At 46.0% G+C, this 23,796-nt stretch carries 32 protein-coding genes and 1 tRNA gene; 14 read left to right on the forward strand and 19 right to left on the reverse strand.

Annotation, left to right across the window (positions count from 1 at the left end; genetic code table 11):
* Positions 1–126: 126 nt before the first annotated feature.
* The 16 genes from PN499_RS26570 to PN499_RS26645 all read right to left on the reverse strand — a co-directional run bounded on the left by PN499_RS26570 (position 127) and on the right by PN499_RS26645 (position 10,410).
* On the reverse strand, positions 127–846 hold the full coding sequence (locus PN499_RS26570) for a GIY-YIG nuclease family protein (RefSeq protein ID WP_465249975.1): 720 nt from the start codon (positions 844–846) through the stop codon (positions 127–129).
* 151 nt (positions 847–997) lie between these two features.
* A complete protein-coding gene (locus PN499_RS26575; protein WP_272036224.1) occupies positions 998–2,644 on the reverse strand; it encodes a hypothetical protein in 1,647 nt (548 codons plus the stop codon).
* Positions 2,635–2,922 (reverse strand): hypothetical protein, encoded by a 288-nt coding sequence (locus PN499_RS26580; RefSeq protein ID WP_272036226.1) that lies wholly within the window; start codon positions 2,920–2,922, stop codon positions 2,635–2,637. Before PN499_RS26580 ends, PN499_RS26575 begins: the two co-directional genes overlap by 10 nt.
* Before the next feature lie 4 nt (positions 2,923–2,926).
* Positions 2,927–3,286, reverse strand: a complete 360-nt coding sequence (locus PN499_RS26585) for a hypothetical protein (RefSeq protein WP_272036228.1) — start codon at positions 3,284–3,286, stop codon at positions 2,927–2,929.
* A complete protein-coding gene (locus PN499_RS26590) occupies positions 3,279–3,467 on the reverse strand; it encodes a hypothetical protein (protein ID WP_272036230.1) in 189 nt (62 codons plus the stop codon). The genes PN499_RS26585 and PN499_RS26590 overlap by 8 nt, the downstream gene beginning before the upstream one ends.
* Before the next feature lie 113 nt (positions 3,468–3,580).
* On the reverse strand, positions 3,581–4,306 hold the full coding sequence (locus tag PN499_RS26595; RefSeq protein WP_272036232.1) for a PspA/IM30 family protein: 726 nt from the start codon (positions 4,304–4,306) through the stop codon (positions 3,581–3,583).
* The gene (locus PN499_RS26600) at positions 4,303–4,839 is read right to left on the reverse strand and encodes a rhomboid family intramembrane serine protease (RefSeq protein WP_272036234.1); all 537 of its coding nucleotides are present in this window, start codon (positions 4,837–4,839) and stop codon (positions 4,303–4,305) included. The genes PN499_RS26595 and PN499_RS26600 overlap by 4 nt, the downstream gene beginning before the upstream one ends.
* A 162-nt stretch (positions 4,840–5,001) precedes the next feature.
* A complete protein-coding gene (locus tag PN499_RS26605; protein WP_272036235.1) occupies positions 5,002–5,229 on the reverse strand; it encodes a hypothetical protein in 228 nt (75 codons plus the stop codon).
* Between the two features lie 449 nt (positions 5,230–5,678).
* Complete coding sequence (locus tag PN499_RS26610; RefSeq protein WP_272036237.1) at positions 5,679–6,338, reverse strand: hypothetical protein; 660 nt, start codon at positions 6,336–6,338, stop codon at positions 5,679–5,681.
* Between the two features lie 475 nt (positions 6,339–6,813).
* Positions 6,814–7,029, reverse strand: coding sequence for a hypothetical protein (locus PN499_RS26615; RefSeq protein WP_272036239.1), 216 nt, complete (start codon positions 7,027–7,029; stop codon positions 6,814–6,816).
* Between the two features lie 229 nt (positions 7,030–7,258).
* On the reverse strand, positions 7,259–7,543 hold the full coding sequence (locus PN499_RS26620) for a hypothetical protein (RefSeq protein ID WP_272036241.1): 285 nt from the start codon (positions 7,541–7,543) through the stop codon (positions 7,259–7,261).
* A 141-nt stretch (positions 7,544–7,684) separates the two neighbouring features.
* Positions 7,685–8,275 (reverse strand): nucleotidyltransferase family protein, encoded by a 591-nt coding sequence (locus PN499_RS26625; protein ID WP_272036243.1) that lies wholly within the window; start codon positions 8,273–8,275, stop codon positions 7,685–7,687.
* 378 nt (positions 8,276–8,653) lie between these two features.
* Entirely contained in the window at positions 8,654–8,932 is a 279-nt protein-coding gene (locus PN499_RS26630) for a hypothetical protein (protein ID WP_272036245.1), read from the reverse strand.
* Between the two features lie 231 nt (positions 8,933–9,163).
* A complete protein-coding gene (locus PN499_RS26635) occupies positions 9,164–9,433 on the reverse strand; it encodes a helix-turn-helix domain-containing protein (protein WP_272036247.1) in 270 nt (89 codons plus the stop codon).
* Positions 9,434–9,461: 28 nt separating this feature from the next.
* Positions 9,462–9,737 (reverse strand): helix-turn-helix transcriptional regulator, encoded by a 276-nt coding sequence (locus PN499_RS26640; RefSeq protein WP_272036249.1) that lies wholly within the window; start codon positions 9,735–9,737, stop codon positions 9,462–9,464.
* Between the two features lie 403 nt (positions 9,738–10,140).
* Positions 10,141–10,410: a helix-turn-helix domain-containing protein gene (locus tag PN499_RS26645; protein ID WP_272036251.1), complete on the reverse strand. Its 270-nt coding sequence runs from the start codon at positions 10,408–10,410 to the stop codon at positions 10,141–10,143.
* A gap of 59 nt (positions 10,411–10,469) precedes the next feature.
* Here PN499_RS26645 and PN499_RS26650 point away from each other — a divergent pair, with 59 nt between their 5' ends.
* The 14 genes from PN499_RS26650 to PN499_RS26715 all read left to right on the forward strand — a co-directional run bounded on the left by PN499_RS26650 (position 10,470) and on the right by PN499_RS26715 (position 21,134).
* Complete coding sequence (locus tag PN499_RS26650) at positions 10,470–10,616, forward strand: hypothetical protein (protein WP_272036253.1); 147 nt, start codon at positions 10,470–10,472, stop codon at positions 10,614–10,616.
* Positions 10,617–10,790: 174 nt separating this feature from the next.
* Positions 10,791–11,120: a hypothetical protein gene (locus PN499_RS26655; RefSeq protein ID WP_272036255.1), complete on the forward strand. Its 330-nt coding sequence runs from the start codon at positions 10,791–10,793 to the stop codon at positions 11,118–11,120.
* Positions 11,117–11,401, forward strand: a complete 285-nt coding sequence (locus PN499_RS26660; RefSeq protein ID WP_272036258.1) for a hypothetical protein — start codon at positions 11,117–11,119, stop codon at positions 11,399–11,401. The genes PN499_RS26655 and PN499_RS26660 overlap by 4 nt, the downstream gene beginning before the upstream one ends.
* Before the next feature lie 19 nt (positions 11,402–11,420).
* Complete coding sequence (locus PN499_RS26665; protein ID WP_272036260.1) at positions 11,421–11,846, forward strand: hypothetical protein; 426 nt, start codon at positions 11,421–11,423, stop codon at positions 11,844–11,846.
* Between the two features lie 265 nt (positions 11,847–12,111).
* Positions 12,112–12,333, forward strand: a complete 222-nt coding sequence (locus tag PN499_RS26670) for a hypothetical protein (protein WP_272036262.1) — start codon at positions 12,112–12,114, stop codon at positions 12,331–12,333.
* Positions 12,334–12,736: 403 nt separating this feature from the next.
* Complete coding sequence (locus tag PN499_RS26675; protein ID WP_272036264.1) at positions 12,737–13,195, forward strand: ASCH domain-containing protein; 459 nt, start codon at positions 12,737–12,739, stop codon at positions 13,193–13,195.
* Between the two features lie 5 nt (positions 13,196–13,200).
* Positions 13,201–13,464 (forward strand): hypothetical protein, encoded by a 264-nt coding sequence (locus tag PN499_RS26680; RefSeq protein ID WP_272036265.1) that lies wholly within the window; start codon positions 13,201–13,203, stop codon positions 13,462–13,464.
* Complete coding sequence (locus tag PN499_RS26685; RefSeq protein WP_272036267.1) at positions 13,461–16,634, forward strand: hypothetical protein; 3,174 nt, start codon at positions 13,461–13,463, stop codon at positions 16,632–16,634. Before PN499_RS26680 ends, PN499_RS26685 begins: the two co-directional genes overlap by 4 nt.
* A gap of 2 nt (positions 16,635–16,636) precedes the next feature.
* On the forward strand, positions 16,637–16,867 hold the full coding sequence (locus PN499_RS26690) for a helix-turn-helix domain-containing protein (RefSeq protein WP_272036270.1): 231 nt from the start codon (positions 16,637–16,639) through the stop codon (positions 16,865–16,867).
* 38 nt (positions 16,868–16,905) lie between these two features.
* A complete protein-coding gene (locus PN499_RS26695) occupies positions 16,906–17,421 on the forward strand; it encodes a DNA N-6-adenine-methyltransferase (RefSeq protein WP_272036272.1) in 516 nt (171 codons plus the stop codon).
* A 15-nt stretch (positions 17,422–17,436) separates the two neighbouring features.
* Positions 17,437–18,411 carry a deazapurine DNA modification protein DpdA family protein gene (locus PN499_RS26700; RefSeq protein ID WP_272036274.1) on the forward strand — a complete coding sequence of 325 codons (975 nt, stop codon included), beginning with the start codon at positions 17,437–17,439 and terminating at the stop codon, positions 18,409–18,411.
* Positions 18,395–19,945: a bifunctional DNA primase/polymerase gene (locus PN499_RS26705; RefSeq protein ID WP_272036276.1), complete on the forward strand. Its 1,551-nt coding sequence runs from the start codon at positions 18,395–18,397 to the stop codon at positions 19,943–19,945. The genes PN499_RS26700 and PN499_RS26705 overlap by 17 nt, the downstream gene beginning before the upstream one ends.
* 30 nt (positions 19,946–19,975) lie before the next feature.
* Positions 19,976–20,833: a 3'-5' exonuclease gene (locus PN499_RS26710; protein WP_272036278.1), complete on the forward strand. Its 858-nt coding sequence runs from the start codon at positions 19,976–19,978 to the stop codon at positions 20,831–20,833.
* Positions 20,834–20,861: 28 nt separating this feature from the next.
* Positions 20,862–21,134: a hypothetical protein gene (locus PN499_RS26715; RefSeq protein WP_272036280.1), complete on the forward strand. Its 273-nt coding sequence runs from the start codon at positions 20,862–20,864 to the stop codon at positions 21,132–21,134.
* Here PN499_RS26715 and PN499_RS26720 read toward each other — a convergent pair.
* The 3 genes from PN499_RS26720 to cofG form a co-directional block, all read right to left on the reverse strand.
* The gene (locus PN499_RS26720; RefSeq protein WP_272036282.1) at positions 21,083–22,198 is read right to left on the reverse strand and encodes a site-specific integrase; all 1,116 of its coding nucleotides are present in this window, start codon (positions 22,196–22,198) and stop codon (positions 21,083–21,085) included. The two genes, PN499_RS26715 and PN499_RS26720, sit on opposite strands and share 52 nt — an antisense overlap.
* Positions 22,199–22,440: 242 nt before the next feature.
* A tRNA-Cys gene (locus tag PN499_RS26725) sits at positions 22,441–22,511 on the reverse strand.
* 52 nt (positions 22,512–22,563) lie between these two features.
* Positions 22,564–23,541 (reverse strand): 7,8-didemethyl-8-hydroxy-5-deazariboflavin synthase subunit CofG, encoded by a 978-nt coding sequence (cofG, locus tag PN499_RS26730; RefSeq protein ID WP_272036284.1) that lies wholly within the window; start codon positions 23,539–23,541, stop codon positions 22,564–22,566.
* Between the last annotated feature and the right edge of the window lie 255 nt (positions 23,542–23,796).

Here is a 23,796-nt window from a genome sequence, read left to right on the forward strand (position 1 = left end):
GAAGATGTGCAGAGATTGGGGTAAAGAGAGATTGGGGTAAAGTGCGATCGCATCGAACTCACGTCTATAGATAACTGGAGAGGATTTTACCAGGGAAGATGATTTCGTACAAAATCACATAGCCTATCAGCGAACAGTTGCTAGTGATAGACATTTCTCCCAATACTCCCGCATCTGCTCATGATTCACAGACTTAGGTTGCTCATTCAAATAGGGTTTGAACTGAAGAATCAGCCGCTCCTCTACATCCTGATAATCAGAACAAGGATATATTGCTATGTAGACTGGAATACCTAATGATTCCAATCCTTCAAAATATTCTTGCCTGTCGTGCGACTTGTCGGGAGAATTCCATGAAAGCATCATGTTTTTTGAGCTGCCTATATAATGCAACAGACCATCTTGAGTAAGTACGAAGTAAACGCCTGACCTAGTAGGCAAAAGACGAGTGAAGCTAAAAGGAATTCGCAACCATGACAGAGGATCGCTCAATCTGGGGAGTAGAGAAGAAAGCCTTGAGGAAGAATCCCGCAATCTGTCGAAACGATTAAGAACACCCGCAACTTCAGTCAACCTAGCCATAGTCAGTGCAGAAGACTTACCTATGTAACGCTTACGTAATTTTCCTTGGATTTTTTTGTAAAAATACCAATATCCATTGGGTTCCTTACGGCAGGTAAAACCACCGCAGTCAGCAAATCTAAAAGACCTAGTTGCCGAATCCTCCAACCATTTAAACCATGCCCAAGATCCCACAGCCACTAATTCACCAGAAGTATATCTAATGACTCCACTCTTTACTATTGCCAATCTATTTTTTTTATTACCAATATCAAAGTCTTTCATGTCCACAAATTCACAGAAAAAACAACCTAAAGAAAACAATATTTTTCGAGATTGGTGTGACAGTTAGAGTCTGTCAGGTGTCAGCGTCGAGTGTCGGAGTCGGGTGTCAGATGCCCAGAAAACAGGCATCCAACACAGATTGAGGTAAGATTTACTCGACAGTAAACGTCCAGCTATCACCGTCCTGTGTGACAGTTCCAAGGTCTAATCGCTGAAGTTCTAAAAGCATATTCTTGATAGTTAAAGCATCACCTTTTACAACCCCTGCTCGCTGAATATCTCGCGCTTTAATCGCTCCTTTTCTTCGGCAATATCGGTAAATTTTCGCTAGCTCAGTCGGAATAATTGCAATGCTTATGTTGGGATATTCTCCTCTACAAGCACCCAGTCCGTCCTCACCAGCTCTTTCAATCAACAGACAAGCCGAAGGCTCTGTTAGCTTTGGGAATTGGCGGCAAAGATGAGAAGGAAAAACAATTCCAGATTGCTCCGCCAACCATCTAAGCATTTGCTCAATTTCGAGTTCTGACAATTTAGACGGGGGTGGAATATTCAAAGCACATTGCTCAGAGAGAGGAGATGCCAGCATGGGGGCAGGGTGTTTGATTAATGAAGGAGATAGCTGCCCATCGGAGAAAGATTGTATGCCTGCGATATCACCTGGCAACATCGCAGGTAGACCTTCAACTAAAATAGGAAACCGGCGATTTCCCACCCATCCTATCAAGTCAGCATCCCTGAGTTTCCTGGCGTGAATCGCCGCGAACTCCCCTAATCGAATGTATCGCCAACAATACCTAAGAACGCCCTCTCCCTCCATCTTGAGAGACTTAACATTGTCGGATTGAAGCAAACAAATCAGTCGTATTTTAACTTTCCTCGCCTCCCTGAGCAAGTTTTTCAGCGATTCTACGGCATCAGGAACCTTGCTCAAAGATGTGTTCAATTCATCCAGAACAATGTTAATCATGGGGTAGTCCTCGTCGCCCCGTTCGTAACACTTGTATCGTCTGTCCATCTCGATTTCGAGAGTTTTCATCAACGATGCAAATGAAACCTTACCCGCTTTCCCATCAAACAAGGATTCAAAATTCACGGAATCATCTTTCTCCCAATCACCGTAATTGCGTCCGCCGCAATAAACTGCCGAATAGCCAGGATAATCGCTGGGCTTCCAGTGCGGATGACTAATCAGGGGATAGCCATCTAACACTGGTATTAATCGCTCAGCAGTAAAGCTTTTTCCATCCCCCGTCCCGCCCACAATAGCCAAATGAGGCCACTTATTCGGATCTGAATTAAACAGAGTCCAATCGAAAAACTTTAATCTTTGTGATAGTGCCATACCAGCAGTTTCCGAAATATTGGAATTGAGTAGTTGCCAGTCATAAGGTTCTCCGGTTCCAGTCGGGATGTTAACAGCAGCCGAGGATTGGGAGCCGATATCACTCGTTTGCGGCTGAAGCGGAGCTGTAGGTGCAACGACAGACATAGGCAAAGATGCCTGATTCGGGGGAGAGAATTCGGCGGCGATCGCACCCGCAACCTGCTCGTAAGATCGCCCCTCAACTTCCTCAAGCAAAATATAGAGCCGCTTCAGATTTTCCACGCTGGCTCGGCTGCAAATCGCGACAAAAGCCCCAGCCCCAAGGAAGCCAACCCTCAGCCCCGGCTCGGCGGGGAGAACCCCGGCAGCAATTAGCGCCAAGGCTCCCACGAGATTTCCTGCGAGGCTGCCATTTAGCTTGGCATTATTGTTTTGAAGTTCTCGGAGAATTAGGCTCAAACTTATATCCATAATCCCCAAGCCCCTAAGAACGCGCCAAAAATAACGAGGCTCAAACGATTCCATAGATGACCAGCGATCGCAGAGATTCGCCAGCTAGTTCCATCCCAGCGGATACTTGTGCCAACAATCGCCAGGAAAGAGATGAAAATTGCGATCGCCAAATACCAAAAATCAATTTTTGCAGCCGGGATAGAAAGTGCCAGAAGTCGAAAGGGAATCGCAGGCACAGATATCCAGCAAAGGAACTGGGAAACTGCATCCATAGAAACAATTGATTTCTCCCGCATTTTTTTAACCTCCAAAAGATAGGCGCTTCAATTTCTCAGTTACCCCAGCCTCAATCGCCTTACATTCTGCCGAGGCTACACTCAGCCGAGCACTGTTAACTTTTTGCATGGTTTGCGCTTGCCTCAGTGCGATCGCACCATCAGTCGTTACCGAGTGATTTGCTACTTTTGCGTGGATAAGTTCAGTACCGAGCTTCTTAATCTCAGTATCATGCTTGATCTCTTCCAACTGCTTAGCAAGTTTCTGTTTCTGAAAAAATCGCCTTCTAGCTTTAGCGTCAATCGGCGGGACTGGGACGGGAGGTGAGCCGGGTTCAACCTTCACCAAACCTGAATTATTTGCCAACTTCACTAGATTACTCATCTTGCTTACCTCCAAAAAATTCCTTGACCTTATTCGGCACATTCTCAGTCGCTTCCTTGGCTGCCAAAAATGCTTTAACCTGTGGAGAGGAAGCCACTTCAAAGCCCTTCCAAAAGCCGAAACTATACCAGATTAATCCAGGAAATAGCCCCCAGAAAACAATGTTTTTAAGTAGATTCACTTGATAACCTCCTGCCGTTGCCGGCTAATTTCTCCGAGGCTATAGCAGAAGAGAATTCCCCCTCCCGCTATAGCGATTAATATCAGGACTCCCCAGAATTTGCTCACAGCTTTTTAATTGAAAGAGAGCGATTGAGGCATCGGCGGCATCTCAGGCATGGCAGGCATTTCGGGCATGGCAGGCATCGCCGGGATAGAGTGCGCTGCGGGGGGTAGAGATGGCATTGCCATCGGTGCGCCATTAAGCGCGATTCCCGTGTTATTTCCAGCCGTAATCAGGCGAGAGTTAGAGCTAATTTCTGAGTAGGCTATCGCCCGTTCGGATTGAGCAGAGATTAATTGCTCTAACCGATCAAACTGAGAGAAAACGCTATCTCTGGAGACTAGACGTTCCTGGGACTTGACTACTGAAGCTTTGATTAAAAGCTCTTGCTTGCGGTTATTGGCATCAACACACTTCGCCTCTAATTGTTGCAAATGGTGCTTTAGAATCTCAATATTTTGAGCCTGTTGTTTAGCACTTAATTGCAGTTGATTTGATCGAGAGAAGCATTCGTCTCGATAAGCCGCCGCCTGTCTGGCCTCCGTGTCCTGACCACGTTGGATAAAAGCCATCATGTAGCCGTTATATTGCTGTGTAAGGCTGGAATACTTCTGATATTCAGCTTCGGTCAGTCGATAATTAGCAATTGATTCGGCGACTTGCCGACGCTGAATAACTAGCTCATCATTCATCTCGCGAACTACTTGCTGCAAAGCTAGTGCTGGATCTTCTGCCTTATCCAATAGGCCGTTCAAGTTAGCCGAAATTAGCCGAGAAATCCGAGAAATAAGACTCATTCTTCATTCACCTTGTACGAAACGATTACACCTGCCAAGAAGCCACACAAATGCGCCTCCCAGCTAACACCAGCCGGGACGAATCCCGGCAACATTTCAAAAGCCATCGAAAAGAACCAAGTTGCGGTTAGACCCGTCGCCGCCAAATCTGGCCAGCTTTTAGGGCGGAAGAATCCGCCACTAAGTAGATAACCAAACAATCCATAAATCGCACCGCTAGCACCTACACCGACAGCGGCGGGATTGCCTATAATCCAGTTAGCAAAACCTCCGATTAAGGCGCTACCCCAATAGGCATAGGGGAATTCTTCGGGGTTCTTCAAACAGAGCAATCCAGCTAAGAAAATATAGGCGATGGTGTTCGCCTGGATGTGAGCGAGACTGCCATGAAGGAAAGGGGCGGTAAGGATTCCTACCAATCCGTAGGGATTGCGAGGTTGCAAACCATAGGCGTTTAATCCGCCCCTGAAAAAATGTTCATTTGCTAGAAAAACTACCCACGTCAAAGCAAGGTTTACGGCGGCGTGTTTCATTGGGTTTTCCTCCACTTCTCCTGATGATTGAAGGGCGAAGAAGCGCCTCTAATCCTTGCTTGGGAGATTGAATTCGGAGTCTTTTATGTTGAAAATTAGAGCCAGAAAAGCTCAATGCGATGGTCAAAATCACGATAGAGGCTAAGGCGGCATGACGAGCATTCATAATCTCGATGTCTGAAGTGGAAGGGATGACTCGGCTGCGGGTTGTTGGCGACGATTATTGTTATTTCCGCCGTTATCAACTTCGATGAGTCCCACAGCACCCAGACCAAATAAGACAATAGCAACTCCCAAAAAAAGACCGAATCCTGATGTACCCTGCGTTTTCTGCTCTTGCTGAAATTGAAAACCTGTTTTTAGCGTGTCTTCATTCTTAAAAATACTCACGATTGGTGTCCTCTTGTTGATGAATGTTTGGGTTTGAGATTCCTTGTTCTCCTTCGCTAAAAATTAGCCCCGTGAATACGGAAAGGCAAAGGAGTATTAAGAACAAGCTATTAAGATTGACGCGAGAGGTCGTTTCTTCGACTTCCACAACTATTTTTGTTTTTCTAGTTGTCTTGTCCCAGAGCACATTTAGCGCCCCCTATTGATTGCGGTATGTTGATTTGTCTGAGCAGGAAAGAGCAGAGAAATAAAGTGCTAGTAATTGTTGTCAAGCTAATGCAGATCACTAGGACTGCAACCCAACAATTTAATAGCCAATCGTGTTCTCCTTCGCTACTGGAATGGCGCTTTGACAGTGCAAATACTGCCAAAAGTAGGTCAATGATGTGAGTCATTTAGCCCTCAGAAAAAGCCGGAGAAGGGAGCCGAGAAGTCGTCCGAATCCGCCACTATCCTTTGCCATTTCCGTTGACTGCGCTCTGGAGCTTTTTTGCTCCGTTTCCACCCTCTGTAGTAGCAGGGAGGCTTCTAAAATCGCCTCGAAACACATCCCCAGTTAATTGCAGTTGATTAGGATTGGATGCTGCTAGTGCTTGCCCGATAATTGTGTCGAGGTCGTCGGTGGATTCTTGATAGTCAACATCAATAGCTTCGTCTTGTTTACAAGAGAGGAAATTGATTTTTTGAGCAATTTTTTGAAGCGCATTTTGACGCTTGCTTTGACGCTCTTGATTTTTTGGAGCAACCATCGCAGCGATAACGGCATCGCCAAGCCTGAATTGCAAATCTTGGGCTATTTCGTCGATAATTCCCGATTGTTCTAGGCTCTCCCAAATATCATCTCGCGTGTTCTGTGCTAGTTGACTGCCGTAGCTTGAAGCTGAGGCGGCTCGTTCTTGCTGTAGTTTGACGTGAGAATCAATCAGGTCGCTGTCCGAGAAGTTTGGGTGCTGATATTTGAGGACAGTCAGCCGCGCGATCGCTTGGATTGTAACCTCGCACTCAAACTTGATTAGCAGTTGCCGTGATGCCTCCAAATGGGCAATCGAGATATCGGTTAGCCCCTGCTTTTTAAGCGCTTCTAGTAGTTGCTGCATTTGTGGCTGCACTGTCTGATTCCTCCAAGAATTTAATAAAGTTATCGACACCGTGACCGCATCCCTTCCATTGATTGAAAAGTTCGCAGATCCTTCTTAGTTCCCTGACCTGTTCTTTCCTTAAAGGGAACCGTACCCCGAAACCAAGAAAGCGGCAGAGCTTTGCCCCCTCGACTCTAGTAAGTCCAAGGTCTGAATAAACCTGGATACGTTTCGTCGGAATGTTGTCATGAACTGTTTCCACATTGTGCGTACTTGTACGAGGTTGTATTGAGCTTGTACGAGCTTGTATTAGACTTGTACAAAGTTGTATTGAACTTGTACGAGCTTGTACGAACTTGTACGAACTTGTATGTATTCACGATATCCCTGCTCAAAAAGAAGGGGTACTATTCACCGAATACGTTTTATTCACTGAATAAAACTCGTGTCGAGCAATTTCGAGTAAAAATAGCCAATAAAAAAGGGGCTACCCAGCCCCTTGTATTTAACGATTTATAGATTCATACATCAACCCAAACATCCTGTTAATGAAAGGTTTCGGTTCTCGATAAGCGGGATCTTCTGGCTCTTTTAGATAGTTGTATAGACTGGGGAGAGGAATCTCTGACTCCCTTGCCATCTTATATACTGACCACCCAGTAAGTTGACGAAATTCTTTAGGAGTCAAAGACGGTCTTTTAGTAGTTATAATAGTTGCCATACCCAAACTCTCCGTCGCTGTTGATAAGGGTTGGCCCTGAGTGTTAGACGCACTTCAGGGCATTTTAATTTTTAACAGTCGTTCTGTTTCCAAAATTTTGGAAACAGAACGATACATCACCTTTCCCTAGCCCAACTCCGAAACCGCGCCAGGTGCGTCCAGTCTCGGCTATCGGGCATCGCATTCTTGCCATTGGCGGCAAGGTATCCCCCGATCAGCTCCTCGATGCCTAGCCTGGAAGATTCGCTACTTTCTTCCAGGCTTTCGATTTTCCCAGGCGCGAGTCCATCTCTTCAACCCGTTGGCGTAACTCCAAAACCTCCGCCGTGAGAGCTTCATTACACCGTTGTACATCTTGTTTTACGGCGTACAACGGAAGCGTCGCGTCTGGCACTGAGTCTGGTTGTACGGTGTATAACGGCTGTTGTACGCCGGGGTCGTTGGACAGGGCTAATGCCCCAAGTCTTAGGAGTTCGACAGCTACGGCTGTCTTCCCTTTCCCAGTTGCGGTCATGCGGTCGGCGATGAACTTCCGCAGGTCGTCGGGGCATCGAAATGTAAGCAAGTTGTCGTTTTCAGCCATTTGCCACCTTTCCGTATAACGGCACGTACAACGGTCGGTATAACGTTGCGTACAACGCCGTACAACACGCCGTTATACACCCTGAACTGCCTCCCAGAGACGAAGGTAATCGGCCTTAACCGACTCATCCAGACCGTCCAACTCAGAAGGTAAGGACAGCGCTCGAACCAACTCCTGTACGTCGGCTAAATCCTTAAGTCGCCCTGGAGCGCTCAAGCCAGAGGCTAATTTGAGTTCAATGAGTTTAACTAGCTCAATAACCTTGATGCCATCCCTGTCTACGGAGACAACGGCGGGGTCTGGGAAAATCACGGGCTTCGGTTTGCCGTCGCCGGGATATTCACCGGTGACTATGATTTCGACTGAGACTCCAGTAGCGGTGTCTTTAAACATTTTGGTAGCTCCTGTGAATGCGGGGACGAATCCACGCCCTACAAGAGCGGTGCGGAATGTTTCAAGTCCTTCGGGAGTCAGCAGCAGGTCTACGTCTTGGGTGGTTCGGCTATAACCATGTATGACTAGGGCCATACCGCCGATGACTGCATACTCAATGCCTGCTTTTGAGAGGCTGCGCGAGACGTTCTGTAAGGTTTCGTAGACTTTCCCTTGCTGCATAAAGAATTGGTCGATTTCTCGAAAGATGAGTTGTACTGAGTCGGCCATTTGGTTAAGTCTGTTGTTTTACAGTGTTATACGGCTCGTTATACACCAGGAGATTCCAAAATTTCGGAATGCTTACATCCTCGTAACCCAGCTCAGACCATGCTCCACTAGCAATTGGGTGACTTCGAGCTCGTTGAACACCTGGCGCTGATACCCACATCTTCGGTTCGAGCAAACCTCGAAGCCCTCGTTTGAGAGTTGGGGCTTGAAGCACCCCAACAACTTGTATCCGCAATTGGGGCAGCGATCGCACAAGGCCTTTAATACCCACCGTTTCTCAATCAGGACATAACGGAGGTAACATCGACCCTTGGAAGCTTTGACAAACGAGTGCAAGTCATCCATAACGTCTAATCAGTTGCCCCAGAAGGTAGAAGTTCAGGGTTTTACTTCCATAGTCACAGTTGGAGCAGCGAGAGCGTCCGAGTCCTCCGCTAGCTGGACAAGGAGGGTATCAGTCAGCTCAAGGGCCATTGCCACCAGGTCAGCCCTAGTCTGTGGCCGATTCAGGGAGAGCATACCGTGTTGCTGACTTACAATCAGCGCGGCCATTAGGTGAGCGGCAATGCGTTCTCTGCGACTGCTGTAGTGATGGCTATCACCAACCAGCGAGGACTCTGCGATTACTGCCGCAATCTGTTCTTCGTTAGCTCCCATATCAGTAATTGTTTTACAGTTGTACAACGTCCGTATAACGCATTAAGTAAACAGCCAAGGTGACTAGCTCCTTGGCTGCAATACGCGGTGTTTCTTAGCTTTGGGCTAAGTCTGGTTAGGGAAAAGTCGGCGGCGGGTGTGAACCGCCGACTGGCCCTTCGCCAAAGATGAGAGCAATCCTCACTGGGTTAATAGGTGGCTCATCTTGGCAAAGCTTTTGTACTACACTATTTAGTTTTCAAGGTTCTGCGAGATACAGCTTCGCTCAGGAGGGATACCCTCCACATCCAGCCCAACAGCTTCTGCAACAACCAAGAGGGAAACTCCTAGAGCTTTCGATAAGGCCAAAGCATTGTCTAGTCGAGGGATCTTGCGTCGCCGCTTCCAATCATTGATAATTCGTAGCCCGACCCCGATTTGACGGCTCAGCTCCGGCTCTGTCAACCCTGCTTTTGCCATCAATTCATCCAAGGTCACAGCCTCCCGCTTATTGGATACCATAATATCATGTCAGCTTAAGCTTACGTTGTCAACCTTGTCTACTAAGCGCCTCTGACTCCAGGTGTTCGTGAGGAAAAGCCAAAGCAAATTCAGCTAATGTGCATCCCAGTATTTCAATAACAATAAGGGTTTCGGCGGGGGAGAGCTTAGGAATAGCTCTACCATTAACCCAGGCCGATACGGCTTGGCGAGACAGTTGGCGACCCGATATGCCGCTCCAAGCCGATTCAACCAAATCCGCGAATTGCTCTTGAGTGAGATCCTTACGCCGCAATAGGTTCATAAAAACTTCGTTTTTTTTCATACTTACGCCTTGACAGCGTAAGGTCAACCTGTCACTATTAGCAAGTAAGGTAAACCTTACGTACAAGCCCTCCCACATTAGTGAATGAGTGAGAGCAGCCCCGCACTGCTAAGCCGCTGGACTGCCTATACGTAAGTTTCGCACCTACCCCCTAGCGATCGCGAGTAAGTCGTAACGCCGCATCGCATCGACAGGGGCTATCAAACAGCCTGACTCAAAGGAAGCGCCTAGACATCAATCACAATATTTAATTTTCAAGGTTCTGGAGCCGCTGACAATATGGCTAGCGGGTGTAGCGTCTATCAATGAAAATAATATAAGTCATTGTCTAGACCTATGTCAAGAATGTGACCTAATAGATTTGTACTAACCTCTTCTTTAGTTAAGACTCTTTAATCGCCTATTACCCCCCGGCTCTAGCAGGTTCCCTTGCTCGCTCGTGATAGAGGAAATCTCCTGGTTGCAGATCGAAAAAGTTACATAAAACATCCATAACACGGGAGTCGGGAACGTAAAGCTGATCGTTAAAAAGCTTTAGGCAGGTTCCTTGACCTAACCCAGTAAGAACCTTCAATTTATAGGGATTAATTTCCAGGGGTTCTTCATCAGGCCATCTTTGCTCGAAGAAGTGTCGGCACTTCGTCTGTAGAACTTCCGGGACTCTATGTTTCACGGGCATTTTGGGTAATAACAACTTTATTATAGGTCAAGTGCTTGACTTATGTCTAGACCGTGACCTACAATATTTGGGTAGACGACGCAAAGGATAGTCCCGCACCTACTAAAGCTCAAGACAACCTTTTACGTAAGTGTCGCACCTCCAATGTCTCTAACGCCGTCCTTGCCTGCATCCCACTTATAGGTCGCGTCGCCGCATAGTGCCCAGGCAGGAGGCTCCTATATCCCAGCTCAATTCAGGAGGGAACCATGCCAATAGATTTCTAACAGCGCACTCCACTATATTCAGACGTTTTTAGATGGCAAAGCGCGGCGGATTTCCTCTACCCCCGCCGCGCCTTCCTTCAGTCTCAGATACCATGCCCTGCAAAATATATGACCTCAATCTCCGCGATCGCACCGAGATCCGCAAGGGTACAACCCCCGTATGGGTTTTCACCACTGAGGCGTATTAATACGCAGGGGTATAACCCCTCACCCCCAGAAACAACCATGAGCTTGTCCGAATATCTCCTCAAAAATTGGGAGAAAAACCACATAGACCATTCACTTCGAGTTGAGCGGCACTCCGAAGAAGGCATTCACTGCTACATCCATCCCGCCGCAGTGGACGGTGACACCCTGGACTTCATCATTTCCCCAGACGACCAAGTGCGACAAGTGCCGGCCGCAGACTCGGAGGCTCCAACCCAGGGGCTCGAATGAAACAGTCAACCAAATTAGATCCAGCAGCAGCCCAAGCCAAAAGCGATCGATTAGCAGTCGGCCGAATCTGGGAGATTTTGCACAAAGCTACAGTCGAGGAGCGAAAAACCATCGCCGCCCTCGCGATTTTACAGAGTAAAGATGTTTGTGAAATCGACTTTTATATCAGCTTCGTAAAAATCAATCGGGCAGTTGTCGAGGCGAATAAATTGCTGCAAGAGATTACAAATGCCGAAGAAAAAATCGCCTTATCCATAGCGATTCTAGAAGGCATCGAATAGCAACAATCAACATAAAACCATGCAAACACTGGATTTTGAAACCCTCACCTTTGAGCAATTGAATCAATGGGCAGAGAAAGAATCGGAGATTTTTGAGAAACTAGCCCGTCTGCTCAAAGGAGCCTCCGATAACGAAAAGCTTAGAATCGCGGCGATCGCTATCTTAGGCGCACAAACTTATCCAAAGAACTCGAACATAACACACCGAATCCAATCTTGTGTCGAAACAGCTTTCCTCAGAAACACTTCTCTAATCACAAACGAATGCAGTCGGTTAATAGAAAGTTTACCATTCTCGGACGGCAAACTTCGACTCGCGAATTTCATCATCGAAAGATTCCGCGAAGACAGCGAAGAAGATATCTCCGAACCAGCGGAACAAATTACCGATGCCGATACTTTTGATCTTGCTGAAACTGGGGACGAGGACTACATTCCTTACTAAAAATAAAGGGATGGCTAAGCCATCCCCCGCAACCTCATACCTGATTGATTACCTCAATCAAGTATAGCATCAAATAGCATTTATCAGGGTGCAGAACACAGGGTAAACCATTTAGATAAGTTCTGCGGGTATGCAATCTAAATCAGCTCCATCATCAACCCTTATTTCTCCTGAAAGGGGGAGCGGTCGGCGTTTTGGGAAAATTAAAAAATACTGTCGATAGCATCCCTCAAAGAGGGAACAGGTGGAAGGACTAGGAGAAAAAATGAGCAAAGGATTTTCAGAAGTAGCGAACATCCCCAGAGGCGAGATAGACCCACTGCCTTACAAGCAGGATCTTCTTAAGTTTTTGGGGAAAGAGAACCTGACAACAGAACAGGTAGCGCTCAGACTAAAAATCTCAGTTACCAACGCATTAGAAGTGCTGATGAGCCTCGAACGCGAGAGTCGGATTTACAAGTACAAAAAACACTGGCATCTGAGATAAAACCATGAGACAAGTAGAAGACCTAAAAAACACAGTCGTTTGCATCTCAGACCGCTGCTTCAAGGCAGAGAAACATCGCATCGAACTGTTGACCGAAACCACTAAATTACTGAATCGATTAGCACTAGAAGGATACCCTCAGCGACACACCAAGGATTGCCACGAACTAATCGACAAAATCAATCGGGAGATAAGCAGATGAGTTTGATTAGCAAGATATTCACATCGCAGTTCCTCACCGATTCGGATAAGGAATTGATAGCCCCTCGCAAAGATAACAAGCTCACAGTTTGCCTGTGCTACTTAATCTTTCATCTATCCCAAAAGCAAGCAAAACCTAAAGCGTCTCGGAAGTCCAAATCAACAGAATTCATCCAACTTTCACTATTTGAGGAAACTTAGGATGATGCAGGCAACCCAGACAGAAATTAAGGAGCGCCCCATCTTATTCAAAGGTGAGATGGTGAGCGCTATACGCGGCAAGTTAAAGACACAAACCAGGCGGATAGAAAAAATCGGCAAACCATGCCCCGCAGGAAAAAAGGGGGATCGACTTTGGGTTAGAGAAACCTTCAGAAACATCGGCGACTACATCGTATATGCCGCAGATTTCTCAGAGCCAAGCAACTGGAAACCCTGGACACCTTCAATATTCATGCCCAGATACGCTTCTAGACTCACATTGGAAGTGACCGATATCAGACTGGAACGATTGCAAGATATTACCGAAGAAGATGCGATCGCCGAAGGTTGTCTAGATGTCAAAGATTTTGAGGCACTTTGGCTATCAATTAACGGGCATAACTCGTGGGATAAAAACCCTTCGGTTTGGGCTATCAAATTTTCCGTGATTGAGGACTAAGGATAATGAGCTATGACCCTTACATAATATCCCGGCATATCAAGCAGCTTGACCGATTGACAGCCGCAATTCTCATAACAAATAAGAGCAAAGATTATAACGCCAAGTTGTTAGCTACAGAGGCGGGTTTATTCGAGACTCCAGCCGGAGAATTGACCCGCGAACAGTGGAGGATAATCCTCGACTACATCGACAATTTTCGATATTTACACCCGCATTATTTTTCACCGGCAAACCCCGGCATTATCACAGTGAGGTTAGATCGATGACTCTCGCAACCACTAAAAAATCGGCAAAATCAGCGCCTCTTCCCGCGCCAACCATTAGGAAAGAAAGGGCAAAGCAGTTAACCGATGAAATCTTTGAGCTTGGCGACAAAATAGGCCAACACCTTGCAGAAATCAGAGATTCTCGCGGATTTCAACATTTAGGCTACCGAGATTTTGTCACCTACTGCAAAACCGAATTTGGGTATGGAAAAAGCCGCGCTTACCAGCTAATACAAGAAGCCCAAATAGAAAAAACCTTAAGAGAAGAGTCCATAATTTCGGAATCGGAACGGCTCACCAGTTCCCACTACACCACCTTAGCTAATGATGTTGCGCCAGAGGATAGAGGAAAAGTTCTCAGTTACGCCAAGAGACTAGCGGAAATGCGCGGCAAAAACCTAACAGCCATAGATATAAAAGCTGCGGCAGTTTCGGTTAAGGGCGACATACCCAATAGACGGAGTAAATGGGCGAAACCTCTTTCAAGGTTGGGGCTAGAAAAAGGATCTCAAGTCGTAGTAAATCCAGGTCTCCCCACAAGTGCAACTGGAGTAATTAAAAAGGTTAGAGAGGATGGGAGAGTAGATGTCTACCTCTATGGTTTCAATACTATAATCTCCTATTCATTTAGCGACGTGCAACTCGCAGAGCCAATGTCGCATATCCCCCTCACGAAAGAGGAATGCGACCTAAACCAGGAAGTACGAATATTTTCATCGCGAATGAAGTTCGCTGGCGAGATCGGCATCATCCTAAGTCGATTGAAAGAGATGGCAATTGTTGATGTGGGCGGCAAGCAATACGAACTGTGCTATGAAGAATTAGCGGCCATTGAGGAAGGGGAAGAGGCAGAGGAAGATGAGGAGAAAAACCCACCAGAAGCCTCCGAAATGACAGTTGAAGTAAAGAGCGAAGCTGTTGATGAAGAGAGGGACGATTTTAACTGGACTAATTGGACTAGAAAGTGGCTCCCGCGAATGCTGGACTGGCTATCTGTTAATGCCACCGATCGGCAACGCCTGGATATTTTCTCAGCCCTAGCAGAGAAGCTATCAGCAGAGGGGAGGGAAGCCGCGATCGCTATTTTTGGCGGTGAGTTGCAAGCCGAACTAGATAAGGCCAGGAGCGATCGGGATGAACTGGAGAATGATATCAAATTATTGAGAGAAGAGTTTGAACGAGCACAGTCTCAAATTCAGAAGATAGAGGAATCTATCAGCGATCGACTAAATCAATGTCAGAGTCCTCAAGAACCTAGCATTTCCGAAAGAGTGTTAACCCCCTTTCGGAAAGTAAAGATACAAGGCTTACTAGCAAAAGAACCACTTAGAACCGAAGAAATAGTTCAGGCTCTGGGAGATTCCTGTTATAGCGAAGTAATGGAGACATTGACCAGTTTAGTAGAGGAAGGCATTGTTCTCAGACAAGGGAACCGCTGGCAGTTGATAGAGGTTGAAAAAGTCGAGACAAGCATTTTTGAAATTGGCGATCGCGTTGAAGTAGTGCAGCCTGAAGGATGGTGTGAGATCGCTTATGCAAATATCGGTCAGACAGGCATAGTTCAAGGGAAGGCTAAGCGAGATGGGTGGGACATCCTTTTAGATGAAGCTCCAGCAAAGGGCAAGCGGAAAGATATCACCCTGTCTGGAATTCGCCTGAAAAAACTGGAGCCGACTACATCTATCAATCAAGTAAATGACGAGGAGAACAAACTACCTATTTCTATTGGCTCCCTAGTAGCTCATAAACATTACCCAGATAATCCAATTGGCAAAATAACCAAATATTTTGATGGGGGAAGAGTCTGGGTAGAAAGTGACGACGCAGGGAAATCCTTACTATTAAAGAATCTGGTTTTGGTGAGTCACAGTAAATCACAAGTAGTCGAAGCAGAAACAACAGAATCAGCCCAAGAATTAGCCCAACAAATAACCGAGCAACGCCAGAAATTAGCTCAGAATAAATCGCAGTTAGAGCAAAACTTAAAAAACCTCGAAAAAGAAAAAGAGCCTAAAACGGACACTAAAAAGAAGGGGCCTTCAAAAGCAGATAGGCGAAAAAAGATGGAAAAGGATTTAATGCACCTAGAGCAAAGAATCCAACATATAGACCTATTTGAAGCCTACGCAGTTGGCGACACCGTGCAGAACAATGGTCAAAATGGGACAATCAAAAAGCTGGACTTCTCACTAGGGGGAATGCCTCAAGCTTGGGTTGAATGGGAAGGCAGCGGTATAGTCAAGGCTGAGTCAGTTTCAACAATTAGTCAACCCCAAAATATCCAACCACAACGCACTAACATTCACGATATCAGCTCAGACAAATGGGCCCAAGTAGAGGAATTCCAGAAACAATTAATTCCCTATGTAGCTAAGAGCGGAGTCAAGAACCCCTACGCTTATGCCAATACAATTTGCAAAAACATTTTGAATGGAGAATCTTCACCTTTATTCGATGACTTCCTCGCAGGCCGCCCATTAGGTTCTCAGGTAAAACGCGATTGGGAAACAGAACCAGGGATAAATTATCCAGCCTTTGAAGAAGAGCGGATACAATACCACATTCACAGAGGAGAACCTGTTGAACAGGCAACATTAAAGGCGAGAGATGAGCTGCGAAATCCTACCACCGCACAAGCCTTATGGGATGGATTCTTAAGGAAAATAGATCGCATTGCTGATGATGCAATCAAGGCTAAGGAATTGGGAGTTGAAACACCCTATCTACCCCCTTCTTTTACCGATAAGCCGGAAATCACGAAGGAGAGCGTCGGGGCAAAACTAGAAGAAGTCACCAGCACTGTGACGCAGGGAATAATTGAACCTTCGGAAGAGGAACCCCCAACATTCAATCAATTAAAAGATTCATGGGTTAAGGGAAATACTGCGAGTAAATCCTTCATAGAAAACTCGATCAAAAATCATCCAGAGTGGGGATACAAAATCGAAGATTTATTTGAAGATAGCCAGCCATTACCATTTCAGGTAGGTGACTACATTCAAGACGAAAATGCCGACTGGATTCCATTAAAAGAAGGGAAAGTAAAAATCCTTGAGATTCTTAACGATTCAAACCAATTGAAGGTTTCCTGTTATGGAGAAAAGATTAGATATTCACACATGGAGATTTATCCATCTCTTAAGAAAGCCTTGGGATTAGAGGAGCAATAGCCATGTCGAAGAAACCAGGCAGACCACTCTCAAGCAACTGGCTGACAACCGCAGAGGCAGCCGCTGAGTTGAATATCTCAACCAAACATCTGCTCAAGTTAAGAGCTGAAGGCATCTTTAAAATTGGCAAACACTGGCGAGATGTTCGCGGCAAATATGCCGCGAGAGCGACCTATCGCTGGCATCTTGAGAATTGCGAGAAAGCCCTAAATGTAGGAGCTGAATTTAGGTAATTTAATGCAGTTAACAGTTAAGAATCAAGGAAAAAAAGATGGTAGATACGGACGAATGGTTCACTCCATTATTCTTACTTACAAGAGTAAGGGAATTTTATCGAGGCGACTTCTTAGATCCCGCCTCATCAGAATTAGTAGCAGAGCGCGTAGGAGCGAGACAGTATTACACGAAGGAAAATGATGGATTGATTCAAGCCTGGAAAGGCAGGGTGTGGCTAAATCCGCCCTATTCAAGATTGCTGATAAATCAGTTCACAAACAAGCTTAGTGCTGAGTATGCAGCAGGACATATAAAAGAGGCACTGTTATTAGTAAACAGCGCCACCGATACAATCTGGTTTCAAAAGATGGCTCAAGAATCTTGCTTAAGAATTGACATCAAAGGGAGACTACGATTCTGGCATCCAGAGAAGAAATCAGATAGCCCAAAATATGGACAAAGCCTGTTCTATTTCTGTAGCAGGGATTCAGCCTACAAGTTTCGGACAAATAGATTTCGATTTTTACAAAGTTTTGGCGATCTGGGCATTGCAAATCAAATAGTCAAATAGAGGAGAACGATCGCAATGATAAAGAGAGCAACGAGTTTACGAGGGGAAGCTGATTTCATTCAGAATCGCGAGATTGTCGCCACAAACCTCACAGGGAGACCACTATTTTTTATTGGATGTAGCCCAAGCCAATCATCTACGATAATCAATCCCGACTACCCCGCAGCAGGGGTGATGGTATCAATTAATCAGCTTCGCGATCGCAAGTCTGATTTTGAAGTCGCTGATTGGATTCTAGACAGTGGAGCATTTACTGAAGTGGCGAGATATGGTGGCTACCGTCATGGTGTACAGCAGTATATTCAGCAGATTTATCGGTGGTCAAAATGTGGAAAGTTGTTGTGTGCTGTAGCTCAAGACTGGGGGTGTGAACCGTTTGTTTTATCTCGTACAGGGTTAACCGTAGCTGAGCACCAAAAGTTAACCATTGAACGTTATGACCAATTAATTTCCAAGCACCCAGCAATACCAATAATGCCTGTATTGCAAGGCTATAGAACAAGCGACTACCTTAAGCATTTAGCCGATTATGGCGATCGCTTTGCCATTGGTTCATGGATAGGAGTTGGTTCGGTATGCAAAAAAAATGGTAATCCTGGCGAAGTAGCTGATATTCTCCGAGCAATCAAGATATTACGACCCGATCTGCGGCTGCACGGTTTTGGACTAAAAATTTTAGCTCTAGAAAATATTGAAGTACGGGAGCTGTTATATTCGTGCGATTCAACGGCATGGAGCTACCCATTGAGATTTAGACGCGAAGGGGATTCTGTACAGCATCTTCCCCCCCTGCAACTAGCAAATGAATATCAACAGAAAATAGCAAGTAATTCTAAAAAACGAATCCCACGAACAGCAGGTGCAGGAAACGGGCAGGGGAGAAAACCTAAGTGGAAATCAGCGACAACCGCTATCAGAGTGCCTTCAAAATACGCAGATAAGCTCATTTCTGTAGCGAAAGAGTGGGAAGAATATGATCGCAACCATTAGCGACTCATTAGCTCACATACCCGCGAATTGGGAATTAGTACCAGTTCGCGGGAAAGCTCCCTATAAAAAAGAGTGGACAAAATTAAACTTTGACCATAGTTCAATTTTAGAAGAAATAGAGAAAGACAAAGCAACAGGTTGGGGATTAAAATTAGGTAGTACAGGTTTTCTCGCCATAGATATTGATGGGCAATCAGCGCGAGATTTACTCCAATCACTCGCTCCTGAAGGCGATCTAAAAATATTGAATGAAACTGTCGCCTGGACGAGCGGCAAGCTCGGACGCGGACAATATTTATTCCAAGTAAGAGAAGCCGATAGATCGCGAATTACAAACCGAAAAATTCTCACGGGTCAGACTGATGAGAATGGCAAAGCAGAAGCCCTAGAATTTCGCTGGCTTGGCACTCAATCAGTGCTGCCGCCATCAATCCACCCCGAAACGGGAAAGCCCTACAGATGGCTGAAGAATCCCACACATTCACCCGTCGCCAAAGCTCCAGAATGGTTGGTGGCTCTCAACGAAAATTGGAAGCCAGAATACACCGGTGAAAATTCACCAGAGTTATTAAGGTTTCCTGCTCGGCTATACAAGCATTTCCGCCGCCAGATGGCTATCTGGTTAATTGCACGATATTGGGATATCTCAGCTCATTACCACGAAGGTAAGAATAAAGGCTGCGGAATCGGAAGTTTCACAATTGCCAGCGCTGCCGCATTATTAAATCGAAGCTCTGGCCACATCCGTAAACTGCTCTGTCAGGCTAAGAAATCAGGTTTGATTCGGAATTATCACCAGAAGGGCGATCGCGTCACAGTTTATTACACGGCCCTAGAGAAAGTAATTGAGATTGCAGGCATTAGCCAAGATTTGGGGCCTGTCGCCTGCATTAACTTAGAAAGCTTAGAAAATCTCCACATCAGAGCTACAGAAGTGGAGGCACAAGACTTACAGCGGCGATCTCTTCATCCATGCCGCAAACAAGAAATCGCAGAACTGGAGCAGCAGGGAATCAACCCGGCTGATGTCAGATCGCAGATTGAAAAACCCGAAACCCTTTTATCTCCCTGTGATTATCCGGCGCGGGTACTTGGTAAAGGGGCGAGGTTTATCTACTGCAAGCCTGACTTCCATTTCTTCGGGGGTTCACAGGTGGCGACCGCAGCGCAGCGGGGTATCTGCCAGCGCACAGTCAGTCGCCACCTATCGAATTCCTACCGATTACAGCCTGCCGCGCTGCGCGGTTACAGGCAAGGACTAGAGCCCATTATTAAGGGGCAATTGGCCCAACAGTTACCCAGGTTAAATGGAGCCACCTCGCCAGAGATGATGAAATTAATGGCTGAGGATGGACTGTTTTTTTATCTGGGTAGCTGGTGGAAGCCCAGGTGCAACATCTATGGGCTGAACCATCGGCTGCTATCGGTGAAGCGCCGCAGGGCTGCTCTGACACATAAGTTTTCCTTAAATGCCGATTTTTCCGAGAGAGAGGGGGTTTTCTCAATAAGCTCGGAAATTTTGGATGTTCGCTAACAACCGGGGCAATAAAAGACATTTTGGATCATGCTAGAACCAACAAATAACGAACTTAAAGAGTATAAATGGTGGGGTAGTCCAGGTGAGCCGCCACCACAGCTCAAGACTAAAAAGCAGCTTGCAGAAATGGGTTTAAGACCCATCAAAGCAGTTGGTAGAATTGAAACCAGAAAATACGATTTATTACTCTATGATCCCACAAACTCAGAAAGTGTCGGGCTAAAACGTAAAGCCTCGGACAAACAGAAAGAAGCATTGGAAAAAGGGAGGAAAGCTCAAAGATATAAAGCTTGGTATCGTGAGATAGGGTGGATGTATGAAGACAGGAATGATGCGATTAAATGGGCTAAATCCTTAGCTAGCAAGGATAACTTTCTCATCTTAGACACAGAGACAACAGAGTTTTTTATGAGTCAGATTGTACAGATTGGGATTATTGATATGAATGGGCAGATAATCCTTGACTCGCTTGTAAAACCGACAATCCAAATTTCTAGCGAAGCAATCGCTATTCACGGAATTACAAATGATATGGTAGCTAATGCTCCCTCATTTCCTGATATTTACCCACAAATCCAGACTGCTTTAGAAGGGAAGCAAGTAATCACTTATAATGCCGCGTTTGACAGAAAAATCTTAAATTATTGTTGCGAATTGCACGGATTGAAAAGCTTAGGACTTTCAAAACGCTCTCATTGTGCGATGGAGTGGTACGCAGAATATTTCGGTCAATGGTCGCCATATTATAAATCCTATAAGTGGCAACCACTACAGGGAGGAAACCACACAGCAATCGGAGATTGCTTAGCTTGTTTATCACTAATCAACGAGATGGCAAGTGAAGATGTCAAACCTGTAAAAGAAATATTTGACGATATTCAGTAGAAAAAATGTTAAAAGGCAGAGCAAGATTATGGAGATGCCACACTGGGCAAAACAGAATCAAGAATATCCAAATCATTATGAGGTTACGCTCCCGTCAAAACAGATAAACATAAATCATCTGACAAAATGGTTGAGCGAGATAGAAGAGGAGAATTGCATTATTGCAATTGATGGGGGGAGTTATCATTTCGCCTCCAAACGGGAGAGGATGCAGTTTGTGCTGGGAATAGAGTTAGTGTTTGCGGCGTTCTATGAGGAAATGTCTTGTGATAGCGATCGCCGTGCCACCAATCCGTCATAGACCCGCTGCTGAATAGCTTTGTCAATCCACATCTGGTAAGTCTCGCAATGGATCTTGACGCTATGCCCCATCTGCTTAGCAGCCAAGCTAACGTCTAGCCCAAACTCAACAGCACGGCCGGCCCAAGCGTGCCGCAAGTCATAGGCATGAAACGAGATATTTTCTCGCCTAAAAAATTTACCGACTCTCTCACCATAGGCTGAATGCTCCTGACCAGGCGCACAATCTGGGAGACATGGGTTATCAAGTCCCCAAAGAGTCGGCCACTCTGGCCACAGAGGCCAGACGAATCGAGATCCGCTTTTACCCCGCAGCACCGTAGCCACAGGAAAATCGTCCAGGTCGGTAAAAAAAGCCTCGTGCGGTCGCAAACCATAAGCAGCAATCATTCCGTAAACCCATCGCCAGCCAGGATGCTCAATCTCAGTAAAAATTTCAAGGATAGTGGAGTCGTCAGGAATGTCGCGAGGGTTAACCTTTTGGGCAGAATAGGAACCGATCAGAGAAGCGGTATTGAGATCGATCCTGGCAAATCTAGCTAATTGCTGATAAGCCAGACAATAGCGCCGTCGCGTTCTAGTGTTTGGCTTCGTTTGAGAAATTACCTGAACAAGTAAATCAGCAGTAAGAATCGCATCGCCAGGAAGTTGATTAAAAGGCTGGGAATAGTCAGTCTGCCATGTTACCGGAGCCACAGGGTCGTGCTGCGATCGCCACTCAGTAAATCTCGATATCCACTCACCAACAGTTTCCCCTTTAGGCAAAACAGTAGGCAAGTATGGTTCCCAAGAAAACTGCTTGCAATCGAGCAGCGCACCGACTTTCCGAGCCTCTTTCTCAGCCATAGCCAGTCCTGCGGGGTTCGCGTGATATCCGAGAGAGATGCGCTGCTGGTAAGCGGTGAGCTTGTCAGATCCGGGCTTCGGGGGGAGAGTCGCACGGAGTCGAACGCGATCGCCCTGGACTTCGACAGCCACCCCCACGCAGGCAGCTTTAAGGCGATCGTTGAGTTGTTTAAGCCTTTCAGTCAAGTCCATGTGTTTCAGGCGGCTAGTTGTTACCACCAACTTTCACTGGGACTGAGTGATTGCTCAGTATCCCAGCGTCCGTCATGCTCGGATTCGCCGCCTGTCTTATTTTATAAATTTTTTGCATTGAAGTTGCGATATTCTTGCCTAAACCTTGCCTAATTTTCTCAAGACCATTATGGCAAATCAGGGAATATCAAGGAAGATTCACACTTCGCAAAAATAGAGAAATGAAGGCTGGAATAGGGTTTTAGGTAGTATTAAGACATGAAATATAAAGGCGGCACCCAGATTTGAACTGGGGGTGGAGGTTTTGCAGACCTCTGCCTTACCACTTGGCTATGCCGCCGTCGATCGCAAGATCTACTATATCACAACGCGATCGCTAATTTCCACTTTTCTCACCATAATTTTTGCTTCCCCCCATCTCCATTGGTCGATCGCCACTGCTGAACGGCAACTTGCAATCTCGGTGACAGCCAACTATCATATTGAGGATAAACTGGCAAGCGTTGTCTCAATTGCCATCCGTCTACTGCCAATAACGCCTCTAAAGCCCGATCTTGGAGATGATCGTAATCAGGATTAACCTCATCGCGAGGCCCAATCCCCCCCAAATCCCTCGCACCGGCTGCCAAACAAGCCAGTAATATCTGCGGTTCCGTAATTAAATTAGGCGGGATTTGCAGAGTAATTTCTGATGGTAAAATCGACTTGGCGATCGCCACCACTTCCGGCATCTTTTCAGTATTAAAACTTGCACCCTTCCAACCTTGCTGGCTCCCAGCACTATGAGGTTGAAGGATAACCTCTTGAATATTACCATAATCAGTCTGAATCTGCGCGATCGCCGCCAGCGTTTCCTGCCAATCCCCCTCACTCTCACCAATTCCTAGCAGCAAACCAGTAGTAAATGGAATCCTTAACTCCCCTGCCCATCGCAACTGTTGCAACCGTAGAGAAGGCACTTTACTAGGAGCATGGCGGTGGACAGATTGCAACAAAATCGGCGTTAACTGTTCTAACATTAACCCCATTGACACATTCACCTCTTTTAATTTTGCCATCTCCTCAAAACTCAATGGCCCAGCATTTGTATGAGGTAAAAAGCCAAAACTTAATGCAAGTTCGCACAAATCATAAATACGCTCAAACCAAGCTTTTCGCCTTGGCGAAAGTGGATGTACCTCACCACTGAGAATCAAAATTTCAATCACTCCTTTCCCCTGAAGGCCTTGCAATTGCTTTTGGGCCGCCGCCAATGTCAGCCAAGGACTTTGCTCAGGATTGGTGCGAAAATTACAGTAAGTACACCGATTAAAACACTCGTAAGTAGGAACCAGAGTGTAAGCAGGACTGTAAGCGATCGTCCGCGACATAATTTAGAAGCATGAACATCTATTTAATTTAGAACTTACCAATTATTCCCATAGCGTCTTTACCTTTGCCAGCCCCCAGATTAGTAATACTTATCTGCCTCATCAGTAACAAAGTACTTAAAAAGCCTTTACAAACCGAAATAAAAGCGTTAATCTAATATTCATCGGGGAACACAAGCCCCACCGAACCTTGAAAAATACATAAAGCAATCATAAGCACATGACAACTACCTTACAACAGCGCGAAAGCGCTAA

It is taken from the genome of Kamptonema animale CS-326 (assembly GCF_028330895.1).
Lineage (GTDB): Bacteria > Cyanobacteriota > Cyanobacteriia > Cyanobacteriales > Microcoleaceae > Kamptonema > Kamptonema formosum.

Coding starts and splice junctions, on each gene's coding strand:
- PN499_RS26615 (WP_272036239.1), bottom strand. CDS start 7,029: ATGGCAACTATTATAACTACTAAAAGACCGTCTTTGACTCCTAAAGAA.
- PN499_RS26685 (WP_272036267.1), top strand. CDS start 13,461: ATGACTCTCGCAACCACTAAAAAATCGGCAAAATCAGCGCCTCTTCCC.
- cofG (WP_272036284.1), bottom strand. CDS start 23,541: ATGTCGCGGACGATCGCTTACAGTCCTGCTTACACTCTGGTTCCTACT.
- PN499_RS26705 (WP_272036276.1), top strand. CDS start 18,395: ATGATCGCAACCATTAGCGACTCATTAGCTCACATACCCGCGAATTGG.
- PN499_RS26680 (WP_272036265.1), top strand. CDS start 13,201: ATGAGCTATGACCCTTACATAATATCCCGGCATATCAAGCAGCTTGAC.
- PN499_RS26710 (WP_272036278.1), top strand. CDS start 19,976: ATGCTAGAACCAACAAATAACGAACTTAAAGAGTATAAATGGTGGGGT.
- PN499_RS26665 (WP_272036260.1), top strand. CDS start 11,421: ATGCAAACACTGGATTTTGAAACCCTCACCTTTGAGCAATTGAATCAA.
- PN499_RS26715 (WP_272036280.1), top strand. CDS start 20,862: ATGGAGATGCCACACTGGGCAAAACAGAATCAAGAATATCCAAATCAT.
- PN499_RS26620 (WP_272036241.1), bottom strand. CDS start 7,543: ATGACCGCAACTGGGAAAGGGAAGACAGCCGTAGCTGTCGAACTCCTA.
- PN499_RS26690 (WP_272036270.1), top strand. CDS start 16,637: ATGTCGAAGAAACCAGGCAGACCACTCTCAAGCAACTGGCTGACAACC.
- PN499_RS26595 (WP_272036232.1), bottom strand. CDS start 4,306: ATGAGTCTTATTTCTCGGATTTCTCGGCTAATTTCGGCTAACTTGAAC.
- PN499_RS26670 (WP_272036262.1), top strand. CDS start 12,112: ATGAGCAAAGGATTTTCAGAAGTAGCGAACATCCCCAGAGGCGAGATA.
- PN499_RS26580 (WP_272036226.1), bottom strand. CDS start 2,922: ATGCGGGAGAAATCAATTGTTTCTATGGATGCAGTTTCCCAGTTCCTT.
- PN499_RS26695 (WP_272036272.1), top strand. CDS start 16,906: ATGGTAGATACGGACGAATGGTTCACTCCATTATTCTTACTTACAAGA.
- PN499_RS26640 (WP_272036249.1), bottom strand. CDS start 9,737: ATGAAAAAAAACGAAGTTTTTATGAACCTATTGCGGCGTAAGGATCTC.
- PN499_RS26630 (WP_272036245.1), bottom strand. CDS start 8,932: ATGGGAGCTAACGAAGAACAGATTGCGGCAGTAATCGCAGAGTCCTCG.
- PN499_RS26660 (WP_272036258.1), top strand. CDS start 11,117: ATGAAACAGTCAACCAAATTAGATCCAGCAGCAGCCCAAGCCAAAAGC.
- PN499_RS26675 (WP_272036264.1), top strand. CDS start 12,737: ATGATGCAGGCAACCCAGACAGAAATTAAGGAGCGCCCCATCTTATTC.
- PN499_RS26570 (WP_465249975.1), bottom strand. CDS start 846: ATGAAAGACTTTGATATTGGTAATAAAAAAAATAGATTGGCAATAGTA.
- PN499_RS26600 (WP_272036234.1), bottom strand. CDS start 4,839: ATGAAACACGCCGCCGTAAACCTTGCTTTGACGTGGGTAGTTTTTCTA.
- PN499_RS26625 (WP_272036243.1), bottom strand. CDS start 8,275: ATGGCCGACTCAGTACAACTCATCTTTCGAGAAATCGACCAATTCTTT.
- PN499_RS26585 (WP_272036228.1), bottom strand. CDS start 3,286: ATGAGTAATCTAGTGAAGTTGGCAAATAATTCAGGTTTGGTGAAGGTT.
- PN499_RS26700 (WP_272036274.1), top strand. CDS start 17,437: ATGATAAAGAGAGCAACGAGTTTACGAGGGGAAGCTGATTTCATTCAG.
- PN499_RS26655 (WP_272036255.1), top strand. CDS start 10,791: ATGACCTCAATCTCCGCGATCGCACCGAGATCCGCAAGGGTACAACCC.
- PN499_RS26575 (WP_272036224.1), bottom strand. CDS start 2,644: ATGGATATAAGTTTGAGCCTAATTCTCCGAGAACTTCAAAACAATAAT.
- PN499_RS26635 (WP_272036247.1), bottom strand. CDS start 9,433: ATGGTATCCAATAAGCGGGAGGCTGTGACCTTGGATGAATTGATGGCA.